This is a genomic window from Shinella sp. Sh6 (genome assembly GCF_055392685.1).
Window position 1 is genome coordinate 1,709,579 of the sequence record NZ_AP044005.1, and the last position, 17,951, is coordinate 1,727,529.

General features: G+C 66.2%; 14 protein-coding genes. 6 read left to right on the forward strand and 8 right to left on the reverse strand.

The annotated features are described in order from the left end of the window. Nucleotides 1-12: 12 nt before the first annotated feature. From sufD to ACZ5TO_RS08450, 5 genes are all read right to left on the reverse strand, one after another. Nucleotides 13-1,287 (reverse strand): Fe-S cluster assembly protein SufD, encoded by a 1,275-nt coding sequence (gene sufD / locus ACZ5TO_RS08430; protein ID WP_464800186.1) that lies wholly within the window; start codon nucleotides 1,285-1,287, stop codon nucleotides 13-15. A 22-nt stretch (nucleotides 1,288-1,309) separates the two neighbouring features. After that, a complete protein-coding gene (sufC, locus tag ACZ5TO_RS08435; protein WP_184141471.1) occupies nucleotides 1,310-2,065 on the reverse strand; it encodes a Fe-S cluster assembly ATPase SufC in 756 nt (251 codons plus the stop codon). A gap of 46 nt (nucleotides 2,066-2,111) precedes the next feature. After that, nucleotides 2,112-2,273: a hypothetical protein gene (locus ACZ5TO_RS08440; RefSeq protein WP_184141469.1), complete on the reverse strand. Its 162-nt coding sequence runs from the start codon at nucleotides 2,271-2,273 to the stop codon at nucleotides 2,112-2,114. A gap of 113 nt (nucleotides 2,274-2,386) precedes the next feature. Then, entirely contained in the window at nucleotides 2,387-3,856 is a 1,470-nt protein-coding gene (sufB, locus tag ACZ5TO_RS08445; RefSeq protein WP_184141467.1) for a Fe-S cluster assembly protein SufB, read from the reverse strand. Nucleotides 3,857-3,993: 137 nt separating this feature from the next. Beyond that, nucleotides 3,994-5,151 carry a cysteine desulfurase family protein gene (locus ACZ5TO_RS08450; protein WP_464800187.1) on the reverse strand — a complete coding sequence of 386 codons (1,158 nt, stop codon included), beginning with the start codon at nucleotides 5,149-5,151 and terminating at the stop codon, nucleotides 3,994-3,996. 209 nt (nucleotides 5,152-5,360) lie between these two features. On the opposite strand from ACZ5TO_RS08450, the gene ACZ5TO_RS08455 reads away from it, so the two are divergent. Continuing rightward, entirely contained in the window at nucleotides 5,361-6,038 is a 678-nt protein-coding gene (locus ACZ5TO_RS08455; RefSeq protein WP_184141463.1) for an alpha/beta hydrolase, read from the forward strand. Nucleotides 6,039-6,094: 56 nt separating this feature from the next. Here ACZ5TO_RS08455 and ACZ5TO_RS08460 read toward each other — a convergent pair whose 3' ends face one another. Together ACZ5TO_RS08460 and ACZ5TO_RS08465 are read right to left on the reverse strand one after the other, a co-directional pair. After that, entirely contained in the window at nucleotides 6,095-7,273 is a 1,179-nt protein-coding gene (locus tag ACZ5TO_RS08460) for a GGDEF domain-containing protein (RefSeq protein WP_464800188.1), read from the reverse strand. 89 nt (nucleotides 7,274-7,362) lie between these two features. After that, nucleotides 7,363-8,484, reverse strand: a complete 1,122-nt coding sequence (locus ACZ5TO_RS08465) for an anhydro-N-acetylmuramic acid kinase (RefSeq protein WP_464800189.1) — start codon at nucleotides 8,482-8,484, stop codon at nucleotides 7,363-7,365. Between the two features lie 90 nt (nucleotides 8,485-8,574). On the opposite strand from ACZ5TO_RS08465, the gene tyrS reads away from it, so the two are divergent. Continuing rightward, on the forward strand, nucleotides 8,575-9,828 hold the full coding sequence (gene tyrS / locus ACZ5TO_RS08470) for a tyrosine--tRNA ligase (protein WP_464800190.1): 1,254 nt from the start codon (nucleotides 8,575-8,577) through the stop codon (nucleotides 9,826-9,828). Nucleotides 9,829-10,032: 204 nt separating this feature from the next. Here the strand turns inward: tyrS and ACZ5TO_RS08475 are convergent, their stop codons facing one another. Continuing rightward, nucleotides 10,033-13,431 carry a YhdP family protein gene (locus ACZ5TO_RS08475; protein WP_464800191.1) on the reverse strand — a complete coding sequence of 1,133 codons (3,399 nt, stop codon included), beginning with the start codon at nucleotides 13,429-13,431 and terminating at the stop codon, nucleotides 10,033-10,035. Nucleotides 13,432-13,581: 150 nt separating this feature from the next. Here ACZ5TO_RS08475 and ACZ5TO_RS08480 point away from each other — a divergent pair, with 150 nt between their 5' ends. The 4 genes from ACZ5TO_RS08480 to ACZ5TO_RS08495 all read left to right on the forward strand — a co-directional run bounded on the left by ACZ5TO_RS08480 (nucleotide 13,582) and on the right by ACZ5TO_RS08495 (nucleotide 17,951). Continuing rightward, nucleotides 13,582-14,049: a peroxiredoxin gene (locus ACZ5TO_RS08480; protein ID WP_464800192.1), complete on the forward strand. Its 468-nt coding sequence runs from the start codon at nucleotides 13,582-13,584 to the stop codon at nucleotides 14,047-14,049. Between the two features lie 22 nt (nucleotides 14,050-14,071). Beyond that, entirely contained in the window at nucleotides 14,072-14,899 is an 828-nt protein-coding gene (locus ACZ5TO_RS08485) for a ferritin-like domain-containing protein (RefSeq protein WP_464800193.1), read from the forward strand. A 98-nt stretch (nucleotides 14,900-14,997) separates the two neighbouring features. Continuing rightward, complete coding sequence (locus ACZ5TO_RS08490; RefSeq protein ID WP_464800194.1) at nucleotides 14,998-16,269, forward strand: M23 family metallopeptidase; 1,272 nt, start codon at nucleotides 14,998-15,000, stop codon at nucleotides 16,267-16,269. Between the two features lie 191 nt (nucleotides 16,270-16,460). Continuing rightward, on the forward strand, nucleotides 16,461-17,951 hold the full coding sequence (locus ACZ5TO_RS08495; RefSeq protein WP_184141449.1) for a DEAD/DEAH box helicase: 1,491 nt from the start codon (nucleotides 16,461-16,463) through the stop codon (nucleotides 17,949-17,951).

Here is a 17,951-nt window from a genome sequence, read left to right on the forward strand (position 1 = left end):
CTATCCGCCCTGTCAGGCGTGCTTGTCCAGCCAGGCGGCGATGACGCCTTCCAGCGCCTCCACCAGCGGCTCGTCTTCCAGTTCCTCGACGATCTCGGCGACGAAGGCGTTGACCAGCATGGCGCGCGCCTTGTTTTCCGGAATGCCGCGGGCCATCAGGTAGAAGAGCTGCGTGTGGTCGATGTCGATCACGGTTGCACCGTGGCCGCACTGGACGTCGTCGGCGAAGATTTCCAGCTCGGGCTTGGCCGAGAAATCGGCTTCGTCGGAGAGCAGAAGCGTGTTGCACGACATCTTCGCGTCGGTCTTCTGCGCATCGGGCGCAACGCGGATCTGGCCCTGGAAGACGCCGCGGGCGCGGTCGAAGACCACGTTGCGGATGACTTCCGTCGACGTCGTGTTCGCTACGTTGTGGCCGACCGTGAAGGTCACGTCGTTGTGCGTCTCGCCGCCCAGCAGGTTGATGCCGCGCAGCTTGAGATCGGAGCCCTCGCCCGCCACGACGACGTGGATTTCCTGCCGCACGACCTTGCCGCCGGCATTGACCACGTAGAGGCGCAGCTTGGCGTCCGTGCCGAGCGTGATGCGGATCTCGCCGAGATGCGTATCCGCCGCGCCCTGCGCCTGGAGGATGATCCAGGTGATGTCCGCGCCGTCGGCCAGCGAAATGTCGCTTACCGACGTCACGAAGGCAGGGTTCTGGCCCGCGGCAAGGTGCCGCTCGACGACGGTCGCCTTCGCGCCGGCGCCGAAGGTGACGGGAAAGCGCGTATGCGTCTGGCCGGCATTCTGCACGGCCTGGATTTCGAGCGGAGCGTCGAGTTCCGTGCCGGCCGGCACGTCGATGACAAAGCCGTCGCGCACGAAGGCGCCGTTGATGCGGCCGATCGTGTCGTCGGCGTCACGCGCGGAAAGGCCCTCGGCGGCGGTGCCGTCGGCGAGCGCGTCGGCGAAGCGGCGGACCGTCACGGCCTTGGCCGCACCGCGGACGTCGGCAGCGCCGTTGACGATGGAAAGCACCGTCGAGCCTTCCACCAGCGGAGAAGCCTTGGCGGCTGAGGCGGCCGGATCGAAGGCCGGCAGCGCGCGCAGCATCGCCTTGAGGTCGGTATAGTGCCAGGCCTCGACGCGGCGCGTGGGAAGCCCCGCCTGCTTGAAATCGCTGATCAGCGTGTCGCGGGCGGCGAGCACGGCGGCATCGCCCGGCAGTTCGCCGACCGCATGGTCGTAGGCTTCGCAAAGCGCGGCTTCGGCCGCCGAAAGCGTCTTGCCTGTCTGCATGTTCATGGAATTACTCCTTCACCTGCCTTCAGGCAGCGGCGCCGATGATATCGGCGTAGCCGTTCGCTTCCAGCTCATGCGCCAGCGTCTTGTCGCCGGACTTGATGACCTGGCCCTTGTAGAGGACGTGCACCGTGTCCGGCACGATGTAGTCGAGCAGCCGCTGGTAGTGGGTGATGACGATGACCGCGCGGTCGGGCGAGCGCAGCGCGTTGACGCCGTCGGCGACGATCTTCAGGGCGTCGATGTCGAGGCCGGAATCGGTCTCGTCGAGCACGCACAGCTTCGGCTCCAGAAGCGACATCTGCAGGATTTCCGCGCGCTTCTTCTCGCCGCCGGAGAAGCCGACATTGAGCGGACGGCGCAGCATTTCCGGCGCGATCTTCAGCTCGGCCGAGGCTTCCTTGACGCGGCGCATGAAGTCCGGCGTCGTCAGTTCAGCTTCACCGCGCGCCTTGCGCTGCTCGTTCATCGCGACCTTGAGGAACTGCATGGTGGCGACGCCCGGGATCTCGACCGGGTACTGGAAGGCGAGGAAGATGCCCTTGGCGGCGCGCTCGGCCGGGTCGAGCTCCAGGATGCTCTCGCCGTTGTAGAGGATGTCGCCCTCGGTGACCTCGTAGTCCTCGCGGCCCGACAGGATGTAGGAGAGCGTCGACTTGCCGGAACCGTTCGGGCCCATGATGGCGGCGACTTCGCCGGCCTTCACCGTGAGGTTCAGGCCGCGGATGATCTCGGTGCCGTCTTCGGCGATGCGAGCGTGCAGATTCTTGATTTCAAGCATGATGTCTCGGTCCTGCGTTCGGAGCGCTCACGCTCCCGTCTTCGTTTCAGAAGCCGAGGAAGAAATGGACCACCGGAAGCATCATGGCGGAAAAACCGCCGAGGCCAAGCCCCACCACCGTGCGCAGGCCCACGTTCCGAACGTTGGGCGCATACGCTGCCAGTCCACCGCAAACCACGGCGTAATACGTCAGATTGACCGGATCCATGTCGTCTCTCCCGATGAGAACCGCACCCGCTGATATAACGGATCACGCGGGAACTTCATCGAAAGGCCTGTCCGGCCACCCGGCGGAAAACCCGCCGGGGCATTGCTACCCGGTCAGCCGACCGAACCTTCCAGCGAGATGCCGATGAGCTTCTGCGCCTCGACGGCGAATTCCATCGGCAGTTCCTGGATGACTTCCTTGACGAAGCCGTTGACGATCAGCGCGATCGCCGCCTCTTCCGGAATGCCGCGCTGGAGGCAGTAGAAGAGCTGGTCCTCGGAGATCTTCGAGGTGGTCGCCTCGTGCTCGAACTGAGCGGTGGCGTTCTTCGCCTCGATATAGGGCACGGTATGCGCGCCGCACTTGTCGCCGATCAAAAGCGAGTCGCACTGGGTGAAGTTGCGCGCGTTCTCCGCCTTGCGGTGGGCCGAAACCTGGCCGCGATAGGTGTTGTTGGAAAAGCCCGCGGAAATGCCCTTGGAGATGATGCGGCTCGACGTGTTCTTGCCGAGATGGATCATCTTCGTGCCGCTGTCGATCTGCTGGTGGCCGTTCGACACGGCGATCGAGTAGAACTCGCCGCGCGAGCCGTCGCCGCGCAGGATGCAGGACGGGTATTTCCAGGTGATGGCGGAGCCGGTCTCGACCTGCGTCCACGAGATCTTCGCGTTCTTGCCGCGGCAATCGCCGCGCTTCGTCACAAAGTTGTAGATGCCGCCCTTGCCTTCCTTGTCGCCCGGATACCAGTTCTGGACGGTGGAATACTTGATCTCGGCATCGTCGAGCGCGACCAGCTCGACGACGGCGGCGTGAAGCTGGTTCTCGTCGCGCTGCGGCGCCGTGCAGCCTTCGAGATAGGAGACATACGCGCCGTCCTCGGCGATGATCAGCGTGCGCTCGAACTGGCCGGTGTTCTTCTCGTTGATGCGGAAGTAGGTCGACAGCTCCATCGGGCAGCGAACGCCCTTCGGCACGAAGACGAAGGAGCCGTCGGTGAAGACCGCCGAGTTGAGCGTCGCATAGAAGTTGTCGGTCGTCGGCACGACGGAACCGAGATACTTCTTCACGAGGTCGGGATGCTCGCGGATGGCCTCGGAGATCGACATGAAGATCACGCCGGCCTTCTTCAGCTCCTCCTTGAAGGTCGTGACGACGGAGACCGAATCGAAGACCGCGTCGACGGCGATCTTGGACTTTTCCACGCCGGCGAGGATTTCCTGCTCGCGCAGCGGAATGCCGAGCTTCTCATAGGTCTTGAGAAGCTCCGGATCGACCTCGTCGAGCGACTTCGGGCCGCTCTGGTTCTTCGGCGCGGCGTAGTAATAGAGATCGTTGAAGTCGATCTTCGGATAATCCACGCGCGCCCAGGTGGGCTCTTCCATGGTCAGCCAGCGGCGATAGGCCTCAAGGCGCCATTCGAGCATCCATTCGGGTTCGCTTTTCTTGGCCGAGATGAAGCGGATGATCTCCTCGGAAAGGCCCTTCGGGGCCTTGTCCATCTCGATCGTAGTCTCGAAGCCGTACTTGTACTGGTCGACGTCTATCTGACGGACCTGATCGATCGTTTCCTGCACCGCAGGCATATCGTTCTCCAATCTTGCCGGATCCAAGGTCCGGCAGTTTGTCAACGTGTGGCGGCTCGCCGCCGGTTATGTAAGCGCCAAAGGCGGCTTTTCCCACCCTTTGGCAAGCGAAAACTTGGGTTTCCGCAAGATTCCCGTCAGGCCGCCCGCCGCCGCGACACGATGCGCGAAAAGGCGGCCAGGAAACGGTCCACATCGGCCTCCGTCGAGCCCGGCCCGAGCGAGACGCGAAGCCCGCCGAGCGCGGCATCGAACCCCATCGCCGTCAGCACGTGGCTCTGCCCGACCTTGCCGGAGGAGCAGGCCGAACCCGCCGAAATCGCGATGCCTTCGAGATCGAAGGCGATCTGCCCCGTTTCCGACTTCAGTCCCGGCAGGCTGAAGAAGGAGGTGTTGGGAACGCGCTCGGCATCCGCGCCGTGGACGATCACGTCATTGGTCGCAATCCGCATGCCGGCTTCAAGACCATCGCGCAGGGCGGCGATCCGGGCATTGCGCGCGGCAAGGTCCGCCGCAGCAAAGCGGGCCGCCGCGGCAAAGCCGGCGATCGCCGCCGGGTTTTCCGTGCCGGAGCGGTGCCCCTTCTCCTGCCCGCCGCCGCGGATGAGCGGCGCCGGCATCAGCACCTCGCCGCGCGAGACGAGCGCGCCAGCGCCCTTCGGCCCGCCGAGCTTGTGCGAGGAGAGGATGAGGAAATCGGCCTCCAGCGCCTCGATATCGACCGGCACGCGGCCGGCGGCCTGTACCGCATCGACGACGAGGAGCCCGCCGTGACGATGCGCGATCTCCGCAGCCGCCTTCACCGGCTGAAGAATGCCCGTCTCGTTGTTGGCCAGCATGACGGCGACCATCGGCAGGCCCTTCGCCTTGTCGTGGCCCCGCAGCAGGGTTTCCAGCGCATCGAGATCGACAATGCCGGCGCGGGTAACGGGAACGGTCGTCACGTCTTCCCGCGCAAAGCGCCCGCCCTCGCGAAGGGCCGGATGCTCGATTTCGGACACATAGAGGTGGCCGACGGCAAGCGGCGTGCGGCCCATCCGGTAGTCCGGCGTCAGGACGAGGTTCGCGGCTTCCGTCGCGCCGCTCGTGAAGATCACATGGGCGGGCGCGGCGCCGACCAGCGCGGCAACGTCCCGGCGGGCGGCTTCCACCAGCATGCGCAGCGCCCGGCCCTCGCCGTGAACGGAGGACGGATTGCCCGTCATGTCGAGCGCAACGAGGACGGCCTGCCGCGCCGCCGGCAGGAGCGGCGCCGTCGCATTCCAGTCCAGATATGTGCGCTCCGTCTTCGTCATTGGCAGTCCGTCTGCGCGCGCTGAATTCGCGGCGGCGCATTTTTCTTGAAATTTCCGCCGGGCTTGCCTTATGACACCAAGCTCACGGCGCCCGATATGCGCCCATCAGTTTCGAATAGTTCTAAACTGGGTTCTAGAAAAGCTGAGTGCTTTCGTCAAGACTTCAGTTGACAAGAATCCGTTTCGAACGCGAGCTTGCCGGAGTAAGAATGCCCGAAATCATCTTCAACGGACCCGCCGGTCGCCTTGAAGGCCGTTACCAGCCGTCCAAGCAGAAGAACGCCCCCATCGCCATCGTGCTGCACCCGCACCCGCAGTTCGGCGGCACGATGAACAACCAGATCGTCTACCAGCTCTTCTACATGTTCCAGAAGCGCGGGTTCACGACGCTGCGTTTCAATTTCCGCGGCATCGGCCGCAGCCAGGGCGAATTCGACCACGGCGCGGGCGAACTGTCGGATGCGGCCTCCGCGCTCGACTGGGTGCAGAGCCTGCATCCCGATTCCAAGAGCTGCTGGGTCGCCGGCTATTCTTTCGGCGCCTGGATCGGCATGCAGCTCCTGATGCGCCGCCCGGAGATCGAAGGCTTCATGTCGATCGCCCCGCAGCCGAACATCTACGACTTCTCGTTCCTGGCGCCCTGCCCGTCCTCCGGCCTCATCATCAACGGCGATTCCGACAAGGTCGCTCCGGAAAAGGACGTCAACGGCCTCGTCGAGAAGCTGAAGACGCAGAAGGGCATCCTCATCACCCACCGCACGGTGCCCGGCGCCAACCACTTCTTCAACGGCCATACGGAAACGCTGATGGCCGAATGCGAGGACTATCTCGACCGCCGCCTTGCCGGCGAACTGACGCCGGAGCCGGCCGCCAAGCGCATCCGCTGATCGGCCGAAAGCACCGAAGACCTCAAAGCCCGACGGCCCCGCCGCCGGGCTTTTTTTTAATTGGCCTGCCGCACGACATCCAGCACGACGGCCGGCGGCTCGGCCTCGCGCACGCAGTCGCGCCCGGCATTCTTGGCCGCATAGAGCGCGTCGTCGGCGCGGCGCATGGCAAAGCGCAGCGGCTCGTTCCCGCCGATTTCCGCAACGCCGAAGCTCCCCGTCACCCGCACGCCGGCCGGAAGGCCCGGCACCGGCGAGACGGCCCGGTTCGCCCGCAGCGCATGGGCGAAGAGCAGGGCCGCCTCCTTGCCCGTCTGCGGCAGGAACAACACGAACTCCTCCCCGCCGATGCGCGCGGCGAGCGCGCCCACCGGCACGGCGGCCTTCAGCATCTCCCCGAAGGAGCGGATGACGGCATCGCCGCCCTGATGGCCGTAAGTGTCGTTCACCGCCTTGAAGCGGTCGAGGTCGCACAGCACGATGCTGTGGGGACAGGGCTGCGCCATCAGCGCGTCGACCCGATTGTCGAAGCCGCGGCGGTTCAGCAGGCCCGACAGCGGATCGACCTCGGCATTCACCTTCTCCTCGGCGACGATCTCCAGCACGAGCACGCAGAGGAGCATCAAGCCGACGGCGACGATCAGCACGGCGCCCATGCTCTGGGAGATGAGGGCGAACTGGCTCGCCATATAGTCCCTCGCCGTATGGCCCGAGCCGGCAAGCACGGCCGCGAAGGCTTTCAGGAGGAAATGCCCGCTCGTGACGGCAAGGAGCACCACCAGCGCACGGTCGACGAGGCTTTTCACCTGCGCACGGTAGGCGGCCCAGGCGCTCATGCCGAGGGCGACGGCAAAGGGCGTCTGGTAGGACAGCGCATGCCGGAACGTGCCGCGCGGCAGGTCGTAGATCACGAGATCGAGCCCGACGAAGGCGAAGAAGACGAGGGCGAGCACGAGGCGGTTCGTCCTCAGCCCGTAGAGATGCCCGATGCCGACGCGCAGCATGAACATGCCGCAGAGCATCGAGGCGAAGGCGAGGATCGCCCAGGGCCTGGCCGGCGGCACGTAGGCGACGAGCAATTCGAAGACGGCCGAAAGGGAGGCGACGGCAAAGCAGCCGGCGAACCAGCGGGCGGCAACGCGGTTGCGGCTCCGGGCGGAAACCGCCAGGAAGAACATGCAGAAACACTGCGCGATGAGGAAATTCACCGCCAGCAGAAAGCCCGCGCCACTCATTGGCCACCCTGGACAAGAAACATCGTCGGCCGACGCATACACCCCGGCACGACCCGCGCCAAGGCTAAGCCGCGGCAGCGAAAAAAACGTTAATCGCCGGAAGCCGCCCGTGCGAGCAGCCCGCCCGAAACGGGCGCCGTCACGCCGGTCGTTCCCGGGAAGGTCAGCGGCAGGGCGCGCAGCGAGCGCACGGCGAGATAGGCCCAGGCTTCCGCCTCCATGCTGTCGCCGTCGAGGCCGACCGCCTCCGCCGTAACGACACGCGCGCCCTCTTCCCCGGCGAGGGCCGCAAGATCGCCCATGATCGCCCGGTTGAGCCGTCCGCCGCCGCACACGACATAGAGCGCCGGACGTTCCGGCAGGTGGCGGGCGGAGCGCAGGATCGCGGCGGCCGTGACATGGGCCAGCGTGCGCGCGCCGTCCTCAAGGGTCGCCGCCGCGCCCTCCGGCGGACGGAAATCGTTGCGGTCGAGCGAGCGGCGCACCGGATCGGTGAAGAAGGCATGACCCAGATATCTTTCGGCAAGGCCGCAATCCACCCTGCCCTCCGAGGCGATCATGCCGCCCTGGTCGTAGGGAATGCCGGCATGGGCCTCGATCCACTGGTCGATCAGCGTGTTGCCCGGCCCGCTGTCGAAGGCGACGATCTCGCTGCCAATGAAGGTGAGATTGGAGATGCCGCCGATATTGACGAAGACCACGGCCTTGCCGGCAGCCTCGGCAAGGCCGGCGGCAAGCGCGGCATGATAGGCCGGGATGAGCGGCGCCCCCTGCCCGCCATGGACCATGTCGTTCGCCCGCATGTCGTAAACGACGTCGATGCCCGTCTCGCGGGCGAGCAGGGCGCCATCGCCGAGCTGCACCGTCAGGCCGACATTCGGCCGGTGCAGTACCGTCTGGCCGTGGAAGCCGACGACGTCGATGTCGGCCGGCTTCAGCGCGTTTTCCGCAAGGAAGGCACGCACGGCCTCGCCGTGGCGCAGCGTCAGTTCCCGCTCGATATCGGCAAGATCGCCCGGCCGCTCCATCCGCTCGCCGATGGCCTTTGCCGTTTCCAGCGCGCCCTGCAGTCGGCGGCGAAAGGCGGCGTCGTAGGGCCGCCCCATCGACGGGCCGCGCTCGACGACGGCCTCGCCGTCCGTGCGCAGCAGCGCCACGTCGATGCCGTCGAGACTGGTGCCGCTCATCAAACCGATTGCCGTCCGCATCATGCCGTCCGCTCCAGACTCACTTTTGAAGTGATAACTCACCATAAAGGTGATAAACGCCCGGCCGAAACAATCCCACCAGAGAGACAGGCCATGTCCGAATTCAAATCCGATTTCCTTCGCACGCTGAAAGAGCGCGGCTTCATCCACCAGGTATCCGATGAAACCGGCCTCGACGATCTTCTCGCCAAGGAAACCGTGACGGCCTATATCGGCTTCGACCCGACGGCGCCGAGCCTGCATGCCGGTGGCCTCATCCAGATCATGATGCTGCACTGGTTCCAGCAGACGGGCCACCGGCCGATCTCGCTGATGGGCGGCGGCACGGGCATGGTGGGCGATCCGTCCTTCAAGGACGAGGCGCGCCAGCTCCTCACGCCCGAGACGCTGAACGCGAACATCGCCGGTATCAAGAAGGTCTTCTCCAACTACCTGACCTACGGCGACGGCCCCAAGGACGCGTTGATGATCAACAACGCCGACTGGCTGCTCGCCATCAACTACCTCGAATTCCTGCGCGATGTCGGCCGGCATTTCTCGGTCAACCGCATGCTCGCCTTCGACAGCGTGAAGACGCGGCTCGACCGGGAACACTCCCTGTCCTTCCTCGAATTCAACTACATGATCCTGCAGGCCTACGACTTCGTCGAACTGTCGAAGCGTTATGGCTGCCGCCTGCAGATGGGCGGCTCGGATCAGTGGGGCAACATCATCAACGGCATCGACCTCGGCCACCGCATGGGCACGCCGCAGCTCTACGCCCTCACCTCGCCGCTGCTCACCACCGCTTCGGGCGCGAAGATGGGCAAGTCGCTCTCCGGCGCCGTCTGGCTCAACCCGGAAATGCTCTCGGCCTACGATTTCTGGCAGTACTGGCGCAACACGGAAGACGCGGACGTCTCGCGCTTCCTCAAGCTCTACACGACGCTGCCGATGGACGAGATCGCCCGCCTTTCCGCCCTCGGCGGCGCCGAGATCAACGAGGTGAAGAAGATCCTCGCAACGGAAGTGACGGCGATGCTGCATGGCCGCGCCGCCGCCGAGCAGGCCGCCGAGACCGCGCGCAAGACCTTCGAGGAAGGCGGGCTTTCGGAAAACCTGCCGTCGATCGACGTCGCCGCGGGTGAGCTCGAGGCCGGCATCGGCCTCCTCAGCCTCATCGTGAAGGCTGGCCTTGCCGCCTCGAACGGCGAGGCCCGCCGCCACGTCCAGGGCAGCGCGGTGCGCATCAACGACGCCGCGATCTCCGACGAGCGCCGCGTCATCGGCACCGCCGACGTCTCCGCCGACGGCGTCATCAAGCTCTCGCTCGGCAAGAAGAAGCACATCCTGGTCCGCCCGGCCTGACGGGCGGGCAGGCCGTTTCAGGCATAGTGGTACCGCCGCGTCTGTGGCGTTGGATCCTCGGGTCGAGCCCGAGGATGACGGTGGGGAGGAAACGCAACCGGCCCATCGAACGGCTCGGGATGCAGCACCGCTGCCTTGGCCGCCGACTTTTCCCCTTTCGTCATCCTCGGGCTTGACCCGAGGATCCACCGCGGTGGCCGCCTGTCACTGGAACTCGAAGATGTTGCGGAAGACGCCGGGGGCGATGATCGACAGCGGGTTGATCGTGAGATTCGGCTTGTCGAAGGCGCCGGAGAGCTTGAAGGTGATGCCGATCAGGCCGCGGTCGTTGCCGTTGCCGAGGAGGATGCCGATCAGCGGCAGTTCGGCGAAGAGCCGGTTGAGGCCGTAGGCCGGCATGAAGGTGCCGGTCATGTCCGTCTGGCCGCTCGCATCGCGCACCGTGCCCTGGAAGGTCGCGCCCACCATCTCGCCGCGCACCACGCCGTTATCGACCTGCAGCGAACCGCCGCCGGCCCGCACCTGCGCGAAGCCGCGCGAGAACTTCACGGCGCTGACGTCGATCTCCCGGCGCACGGCATCGTTGAGGCTGCGGCCGCCCTCGCCGGTCGGGGTGGAGACGAGCGAGCGCAGCCGCTCCTCGCCGACCAGCGCGAAATTGCGGATGTCGACCGAGCCGATCCAGCCGTTGTTTCCGCCCTCGCGCAGCCGCACGTTGAGAAGGCCCCCGCGCATGTGGCGGTAGATGTCGGCAAAGCGCGCGATGGAACCCGCGTCCCCGCTGGTCAACTGGATGATGTCCGACTGGCCGCCGGTGAGGAGCTGGCCGACCACCGGCGCGCCGCTTGCCGTCACGGCGGAAAGGTCGAGCGCGGAAATGCGCCCCATCGACGTGCCGTAGCGGAACTTCACGCTGGAAAGGTTCTCGCCGTTGAAGCCGGTCACGCGCGAGAAGGCGGCGGCGACGCTGATGTCCTGCTTTGCGCCATTGCCGGCGCCCTTGCCTCCGGAGGCGGTCTTGAGCCGCGCCAGCACTTGCCGCACGTCCGCCGCTTCGCCGTCCGCCGTCACCGCATAGCCGGACTTGCTGCGCTCCACCTTCAGCCGGAACCGATCGTCAGCCGAGAGCTTGACGGTCGAGAAATTCGCCGAATCGAGCGCCGCGCCGCGAAGCACCAGGTCGCCCGCCGCATTGAACCCGTCGCCGGTGAAGCGGAAATCGGAAATCCGGGTTATGCCGTCCTTGGTCTCCGCCGTCAGCGTCACCTTGCCGCCGATCCCCGCGCCCTTCGTCCAGCCGATCCACGGGATGGAGACGGCGGCGCCCGAAAGATCGGCCTCGACGATCCGCGGGCCGTCGCCCTCCTGCTCCTGCCTGATGGCGATCTCTCCTTCGAGAACGTCTTCCAGGCCCGGCATCAGCTTGCGGCGGTCGTTGTTGCCGAGCGTGCCGGAAAGGATCGTCCTGCGCCTGGCGCCCGCGCTCTTGTCGACCGGCTCGACCAGTTCGATATTGAGCGGAACGCCGTCGATATTCGCCCTGGCGTCGAGATCGGCCTGCTTCGGATCGATCGTGAGGACGCCGTGCAGGCCGCTCACCGCATGCCCGGTGACCGGCTTGTGCACGTCGACGTCGTCGAACGTGAGGGCCGCCGTCCATTCCGGCGGCGGCGGGTTATGCGCGGAGATCACGCCGAAATGCGCCTTCACCTTCGCCTTGACGAGGCCGCTGAAATCCTCCGGGACGAAGCCGGTCGCGGGCAGCGCACGGATCGGCTTGTAGGTGACGAGCTCGGCGACGGCGTCGGCATCGCCTTCGACATTGATGTCCATGTCCGCCATCAGCGGCCGGGCATAGTTGTCGGGCAGGACGAAGGTGCCGCCGGTAAGCCCGACGGAACGGCCGGAGGGGAAGTAGGCCGTACCGCCGGCAATCTCGATCTCCGTGCGCGGGCCGCGCAGGTGGAACTTGCCGGACGTGTCGCGCAGCGGCGGGATATCGCCGGCCACGTTCATGCGCGCCCCTTCGATGTCGAAGTCGATCTTCAACTCGTCCGCGTTGAGATGCATCGGCACGCCCGGCTCGCGCGGGCGGCCCTCGGCCAGGTAGAATTCGATGCGGCCGTTGGTGACCGTGCCGCCGTAGATGTTCTTGATCACCCAGTTGCGCGCCGTCCTGCCCATCCAGAAGGGCCAGAACTGCTTGACCGCGGCCGACTGCAGCTCGCTCGCGATCATCACGAAGCTCACCTCCGGCTCGCGGTCGCCGAAGCGCATGGCGAGCGAGCCCGCGACATTGCCCTTCTCGCTCGAGACCGCCATCTCCTCGAAGGCGAGCCGCCTGGCCTTCGGCAGGTAATAGCCGCTGACCTTGGCGTCGAAGCGGATCGGTGCCTCGCTGGAATCGACCGGATGGCTGATGGCGTCGCGGAAGACGAGGTCGATGGCAAAGCCCGGATCCCGCTTGTCCGACACGCGGTCGAGATCGATGAGGCCGCCTGTGAAGGGGAATTGCGACTGGCCGACGCTGGCATCCGACGAGGCGAGCTCGATCGTCCCCTTGGCGAAATTGTAGGTCGCCTTCAGCGAGGACGGGTGCAGCTCCGCGGCGATGCCGTCGCCGTAGACCGCCCCGGCGGCAAGCTTCACGTCGAGCGCCAGTTGCGGGGCGGTGCCGTCGGCCTCCCGCCGCGCATGGACGGCGATGTCCGCGCTCGTGTCGAGGCCGGCATGCACCTCGCCCTCGGCGGTGTGGCTGAGGAAGAAGTTCCCGAGCGCGATGTTGCGCACTTCCCCGTCGATGGTATGGGCGATGCCGCCGCCGGTCTGCGCCGTCAGGTCGATCTCGCCCTCGTTGCCGTCGAGCGTGAAGGCGCCCTCGATGGACATCACGCCGTCGCCGGTATGGGAGAATTTCAGGTTGGCGATGGCAAGCGTCACCGGCTTGCCGCCCGGCCCCGCGAAGGTGGCGCCGAGGTCGGAGAGCGTCACCGCCTGCATGCGGTTGGCGTCGACGAGGCGGTCGAGGCCGTCCAGCCGCTCGAAGGCGGTGGAAAGATAGTCGGGCACGTCGGAAATACGCACGGCCGAAAGATCGAGCGGCTTGCTCTTCGGCAGGAGCGCCGCGTTGAAGGTGACGCCGTCCACGTCGAGCCGGGAGACGGCGATGCGGCCGGAAACCAGCGCGAAGGGATCGAGCACGATGCCGACGGATGCGGTCGTCGCCAGTTCCTTTTCCGACGCGACCTCGATGATGCGGGCGTTCTCCGCCTTGAGCGCGAAGCCGCTGAAACCGGCAAGGCGCAGCACCGTATGGTCGACGGAGGCGCGGTAGCGCGGCCCGAGCGCCTGGTTGAGCGCGGTGACGGCGCGGGCATTGAGCGTGCTGTCGAAAATTCCCGTCTCGACCAGCCCGACGATCCCCGCGCCGAGGAAGAGGACGAGCGCGACGGTGGCGGCGACGATGCGCCAGAAAATGCCGAAGCGGCTAGCGTCGACCGCGTGCAGGACGATGGGTTCGTGCGCCTGCGCGGACGGCAGCTCGTGCAGCGGAACGATGTCCTTCCTGCGGAAGACGACTTTCTCGCCGCGGATTTCTCCCATCTCGCGCCTGTTTCCTCTGCCCCTGACGTCCGCGTTATCCCGCGAAATCGCAAAGCCTCGTCCGCTCGCCGCTGGACGATTCTGCCTGTCACTATATATGCGGGAAGCCGCGTCCTTGACTCAAAAAGCCGGCCAAAGAAAGGAAATCCCATGGCAGAACTGGCCCCGGGCATCGAAGCCCCGGATTTCACGCTTCCGCGCGACGGCGGAAGCACCGTCTCGCTGTCCGCGTTCCGCGGGCGTCCCGTCGTCCTCTTCTTCTATCCGAAGGACGATACGGAAGGCTGCACCACGGAGGCGAAGGATTTCACCGCCGCCAAGGCCGATTTCGACGCTGCGGGCGTGGCGCTCCTCGGCATTTCGCCCGATCCGGTTGGAAAGCACGACAAGTTCATCAGGAAGCACGGCCTCGGCGTTGCGCTCGCCTCCGACGAGGGTCTTTCCACGCTGGAAGCCTATGGCGTGTGGAAGGAAAAGAGCATGTACGGCCGCACCTATATGGGCGTCGAGCGCACGACCGTGCTCGTCGATGCCGCCGGCAGGATCGCCGAGATCTGGCGCAAGGTGAAGGTCAAGGGCCATGTCGAGGCGGTGCTCGACGCCGCCAGGAAACTTTAGGCAACGTCGGCAAGGTATTGGAATGATTCCCCTCCCACACATCGAAAGCCTCCGCGGCGGCGCGACGGCCGCAATCCTCGCCGCCGATCTCGACATGAAGACCGCGCTGGCGCAGGAGACCGCCCGGCGCTGGTTCGCCCGCACGCTTTCGATGCGCTCGCCGCGCGATCCGGCCCTGCCCGTCCGTCCCGGCCGACCGGAAAAGCCGGAGCTCATTCCACCCAAGCACATGGAAAAGCGCTCGCTGCATACCGAGAAGGGCCGCATCGCCCTCCTCCATGCGCTTGCCCATATCGAGCTCAACGCGGTGGACCTCGCGCTCGACATCGTCGCGCGCTTCACCACCGAGCGCGTGCCGCATTCCTTCTTCGACGGCTGGATGCAGGTGGCGTTCGAGGAGGCCAAGCACTTCCGCCTCGTGCGCGACCGGCTGCGCGACCTCGGCGCGGACTACGGCGACCTGCCGGCCCATGACGGCCTGTGGCAGGCCGCGCACGACACCCGCAACGACCTGACCGCGCGCCTTGCCGTCGTGCCGCTTATCCTCGAAGCGCGCGGCCTCGACGTGACGCCGACCCTGCAGATGAAGATGCGCGAGACCGGGGACCACGAGAGCGCCGATATCCTCGACATCATCTACAACGACGAGAAGGGCCATGTGGCGGTCGGGGCGAAATGGTTCCGCTTCCTGTGCGCCCGCGAGAAGAAAGACCCGGCCGCGACTTTCAGGGAGCTGGTGCGCACGAACTTCCGCGGGCCGCTGAAGCCGCCGTTCAACGATGTCGCCCGTGCCGAGGCGGGGCTGACGCCATCCTTCTACCGCGCCCTCGTTTCCGTGAGCCAGAGCTGATATTTACCGCCTGCAATTCCACCGGGAAAGGCTTTGTTAACCCTAACAAGGTGTAATTCCCCGGCAAGACCAGCAGAATCGGTCGGGGAGTCAAAAGAGTGGCGGAGCGTCCTGAAAACCGCGTCTTCGGAAAGCGCGCGAAGCAGCATGTCGTCATTCTGGCGAGCGGCGACAAGATCCGCCACATGACGATCCGCCCGTGGATGGCGGCCGTCACCTTCTGCGTCGCCGGCATGTTCACCGTCGGCTATCTCGCCGCCACCTCCTACCTCGTGCTGCGCGACGACCTGATCGGCGCCACCATGGCGCGGCAGGCGCGCATGCAGCACGACTACGAGGACCGAATCTCCGCCCTCCGCGCCCAGGTCGACCGCGTCACCAGCCGCCAGCTCCTCGACCAGCAGGTCGTGGAGGAGAAGGTCGAGAAGCTGATGCAGCAGCAGATGGTCCTCTCCGAGCGCCACGGCAAGCTCGACGCCCTGCTGAGCCGCGCCGAAGACAGCGGCCTTGCGAAGGACGCCGCCGACAAGAAGCCGCAGGACGACGACGGCCGCAGCGCCAGCGCCGCCCACGCCATCGAGGCGCTGATGGGAATCAAGCCGCGCAAGACGACGGAGCTCGCCTATGCGCAAACGGCCGAATCGGCCGCCGACCGCACCGACCGCCTCTTCTCCAAGGTGACGCTCTCGCTGAAGGATCTCGAGCACGAGCAGCTTACCCGCATCCAGTCGCTGACCGAAGGCGCCTCCGAGCGTGCGGACGCGATCCAGACGATCCTGCGCCGCAGCGGCTTCGACGTCGCCGAGGAGGCGACGGCGGACGACGATTCGGATACGGGGATCGGCGGCCCCTTCATCGAGCCGGAGACGGTCTCTGACGCCTTCGAGGATTCCATCAACGGCCTCGACACCGCGCTCGACCGCCTCGACGCCGCCCGCCGCACCGCAAAGAAGCTGCCCTTCGGCAATCCCGCGCCGGGCAGCACCGTGACGAGCCGCTTCGGCAACCGGACCGACCCGTTCCTCGGGCGCCTTGCGCTGCATGCCGGCATCGATTTCCGGGCGCATACGGGCACCGAGGTCCACGTCACCGGCGCCGGCAAGGTCACGCTCGCCGGCAGCAACGGCGGCTACGGCAACATGGTCGAGGTCGACCACGGCAACGGCCTCACCACCCGCTACGCCCACCTTTCCCGCGTGCTCGTGAAGGTCGGCGACCGGCTGAAGGCGGGCGATGCGGTCGGCCTTTCCGGCACGACCGGCCGCTCCACCGGCCCACATATCCACTATGAAGTGCGCCGCAACGGCCGGGCCGTCGACCCGATGGGCTTCCTGACCGCCGGCATGAAGCTGACGACCTACATGGATTGACGCACGGCAAGGCCGGGCGCTACAAGCGTGGCAGAATCGCCGCCATAGCCTTCAAATCACTTGCTGATTTACCAAATTCGCTGATTTTCTTGACTTTCCGGCGCTTTCGGCCTATGTGCGCTGCATCTCGCGGCGTTCTGGCCGCTGAACCCATTGCGTTCGCAAGAACCGAAACGGAAACTGATTTCCCTTTGACCACATTTGCTGATCTTGGCCTAAGCCCGAAAGTCCTGTCCGCCGTCACCGATGCGGGGTACACGATCCCGACCCCGATTCAGGCCGGAGCAATTCCCCCGGCGCTCGCGCGGCGCGACATCCTCGGCATCGCCCAGACCGGCACCGGCAAGACGGCCTCCTTCGTGCTGCCGATGCTGACGCTTCTCGAAAAGGGCCGGGCCCGCGCCCGCATGCCGCGCACGCTCATCCTCGAGCCGACGCGCGAACTCGCCGCGCAGGTCGCGGAAAACTTCGAGAAATACGGCAAGAACCACAAGCTGAACGTCGCCCTCCTCATCGGCGGCGTCTCCTTCGACGAGCAGGACCGCAAGCTGGAGCGCGGCGCGGACGTCCTCATCTGCACCCCCGGACGCCTCCTCGACCACACCGAGCGCGGCAAGCTGCTGATGACCGGCGTCGAGATCCTCGTCATCGACGAGGCCGACCGCATGCTCGACATGGGCTTCATCCCGGATATCGAGCGCATCGCCAAGCTCATCCCCTTCACCCGCCAGACCCTGTTCTTCTCGGCCACCATGCCGCCGGAAATCCAGAAGCTGGCCGACCGCTTCCTGCAGAACCCGGAACGCATCGAGGTCGCCCCGCCCTCCTCCACGGCCAAGACCGTGACGCAGCGGCTCGTCGCCACCCACAGCAAGGATTACGAGAAGCGCTCCGTGCTGCGCGACCTCATCCGCGCGCAGGACGACCTCAAGAACGCGATCATCTTCTGCAACCGCAAGGTCGACGTCGCCGACCTCTTCCGCTCGCTCGACCGCCACGGCTTCTCCGTCGGCGCGCTGCACGGCGACATGGACCAGCGGGCCCGCACAACGATGCTGGCGAACTTCAAGGAAAACAAGCTCACGCTGCTCGTGGCGTCCGACGTCGCCGCACGCGGCCTCGATATCCCCGACGTGAGCCACGTCTTCAACTTCGACGTCCCGATCCATGCCGAGGACTATGTCCACCGCATCGGCCGTACCGGCCGGGCCGGCCGCTCGGGCGCCGCCTTCACCCTCGTCTCCAAGCGCGACGGAAAGTTCGTCGATGCCATCGAAAAGCTGATCGACCAGAAGATCGAATGGCTGAACGGCGATATCGACGCGCTGCCGCCGCAGGCCGAGAGCGAGGAACGCCCCCGCGGCGGCCGCGAACGCGGCGGTCGCGACCGTGACCGTTCGCGCGGCCGCAACACCAGGGGCGAGCCCCGTGCGGAAACCCGTACCGAGACCAGTGAGGCGCAAGAGAAGGTGGAAGCCGTGAAAGCTGAACGCAAGACCGAAGGGCGCCCGCAGGCTCCCGCCCGCAACCCGCGAGCCGCAAACCATGCCGCCCCGCGCCCGGCCAACGACGACAGCCGCGATCGCCGCAGCCGTTACCGCCGCGACGACGACGACGGCCCGACGCCGCTCGGCTTCGGCGACGAGGTCCCGGCCTTCATGCTGATCGCCGGCAAGGCCTGA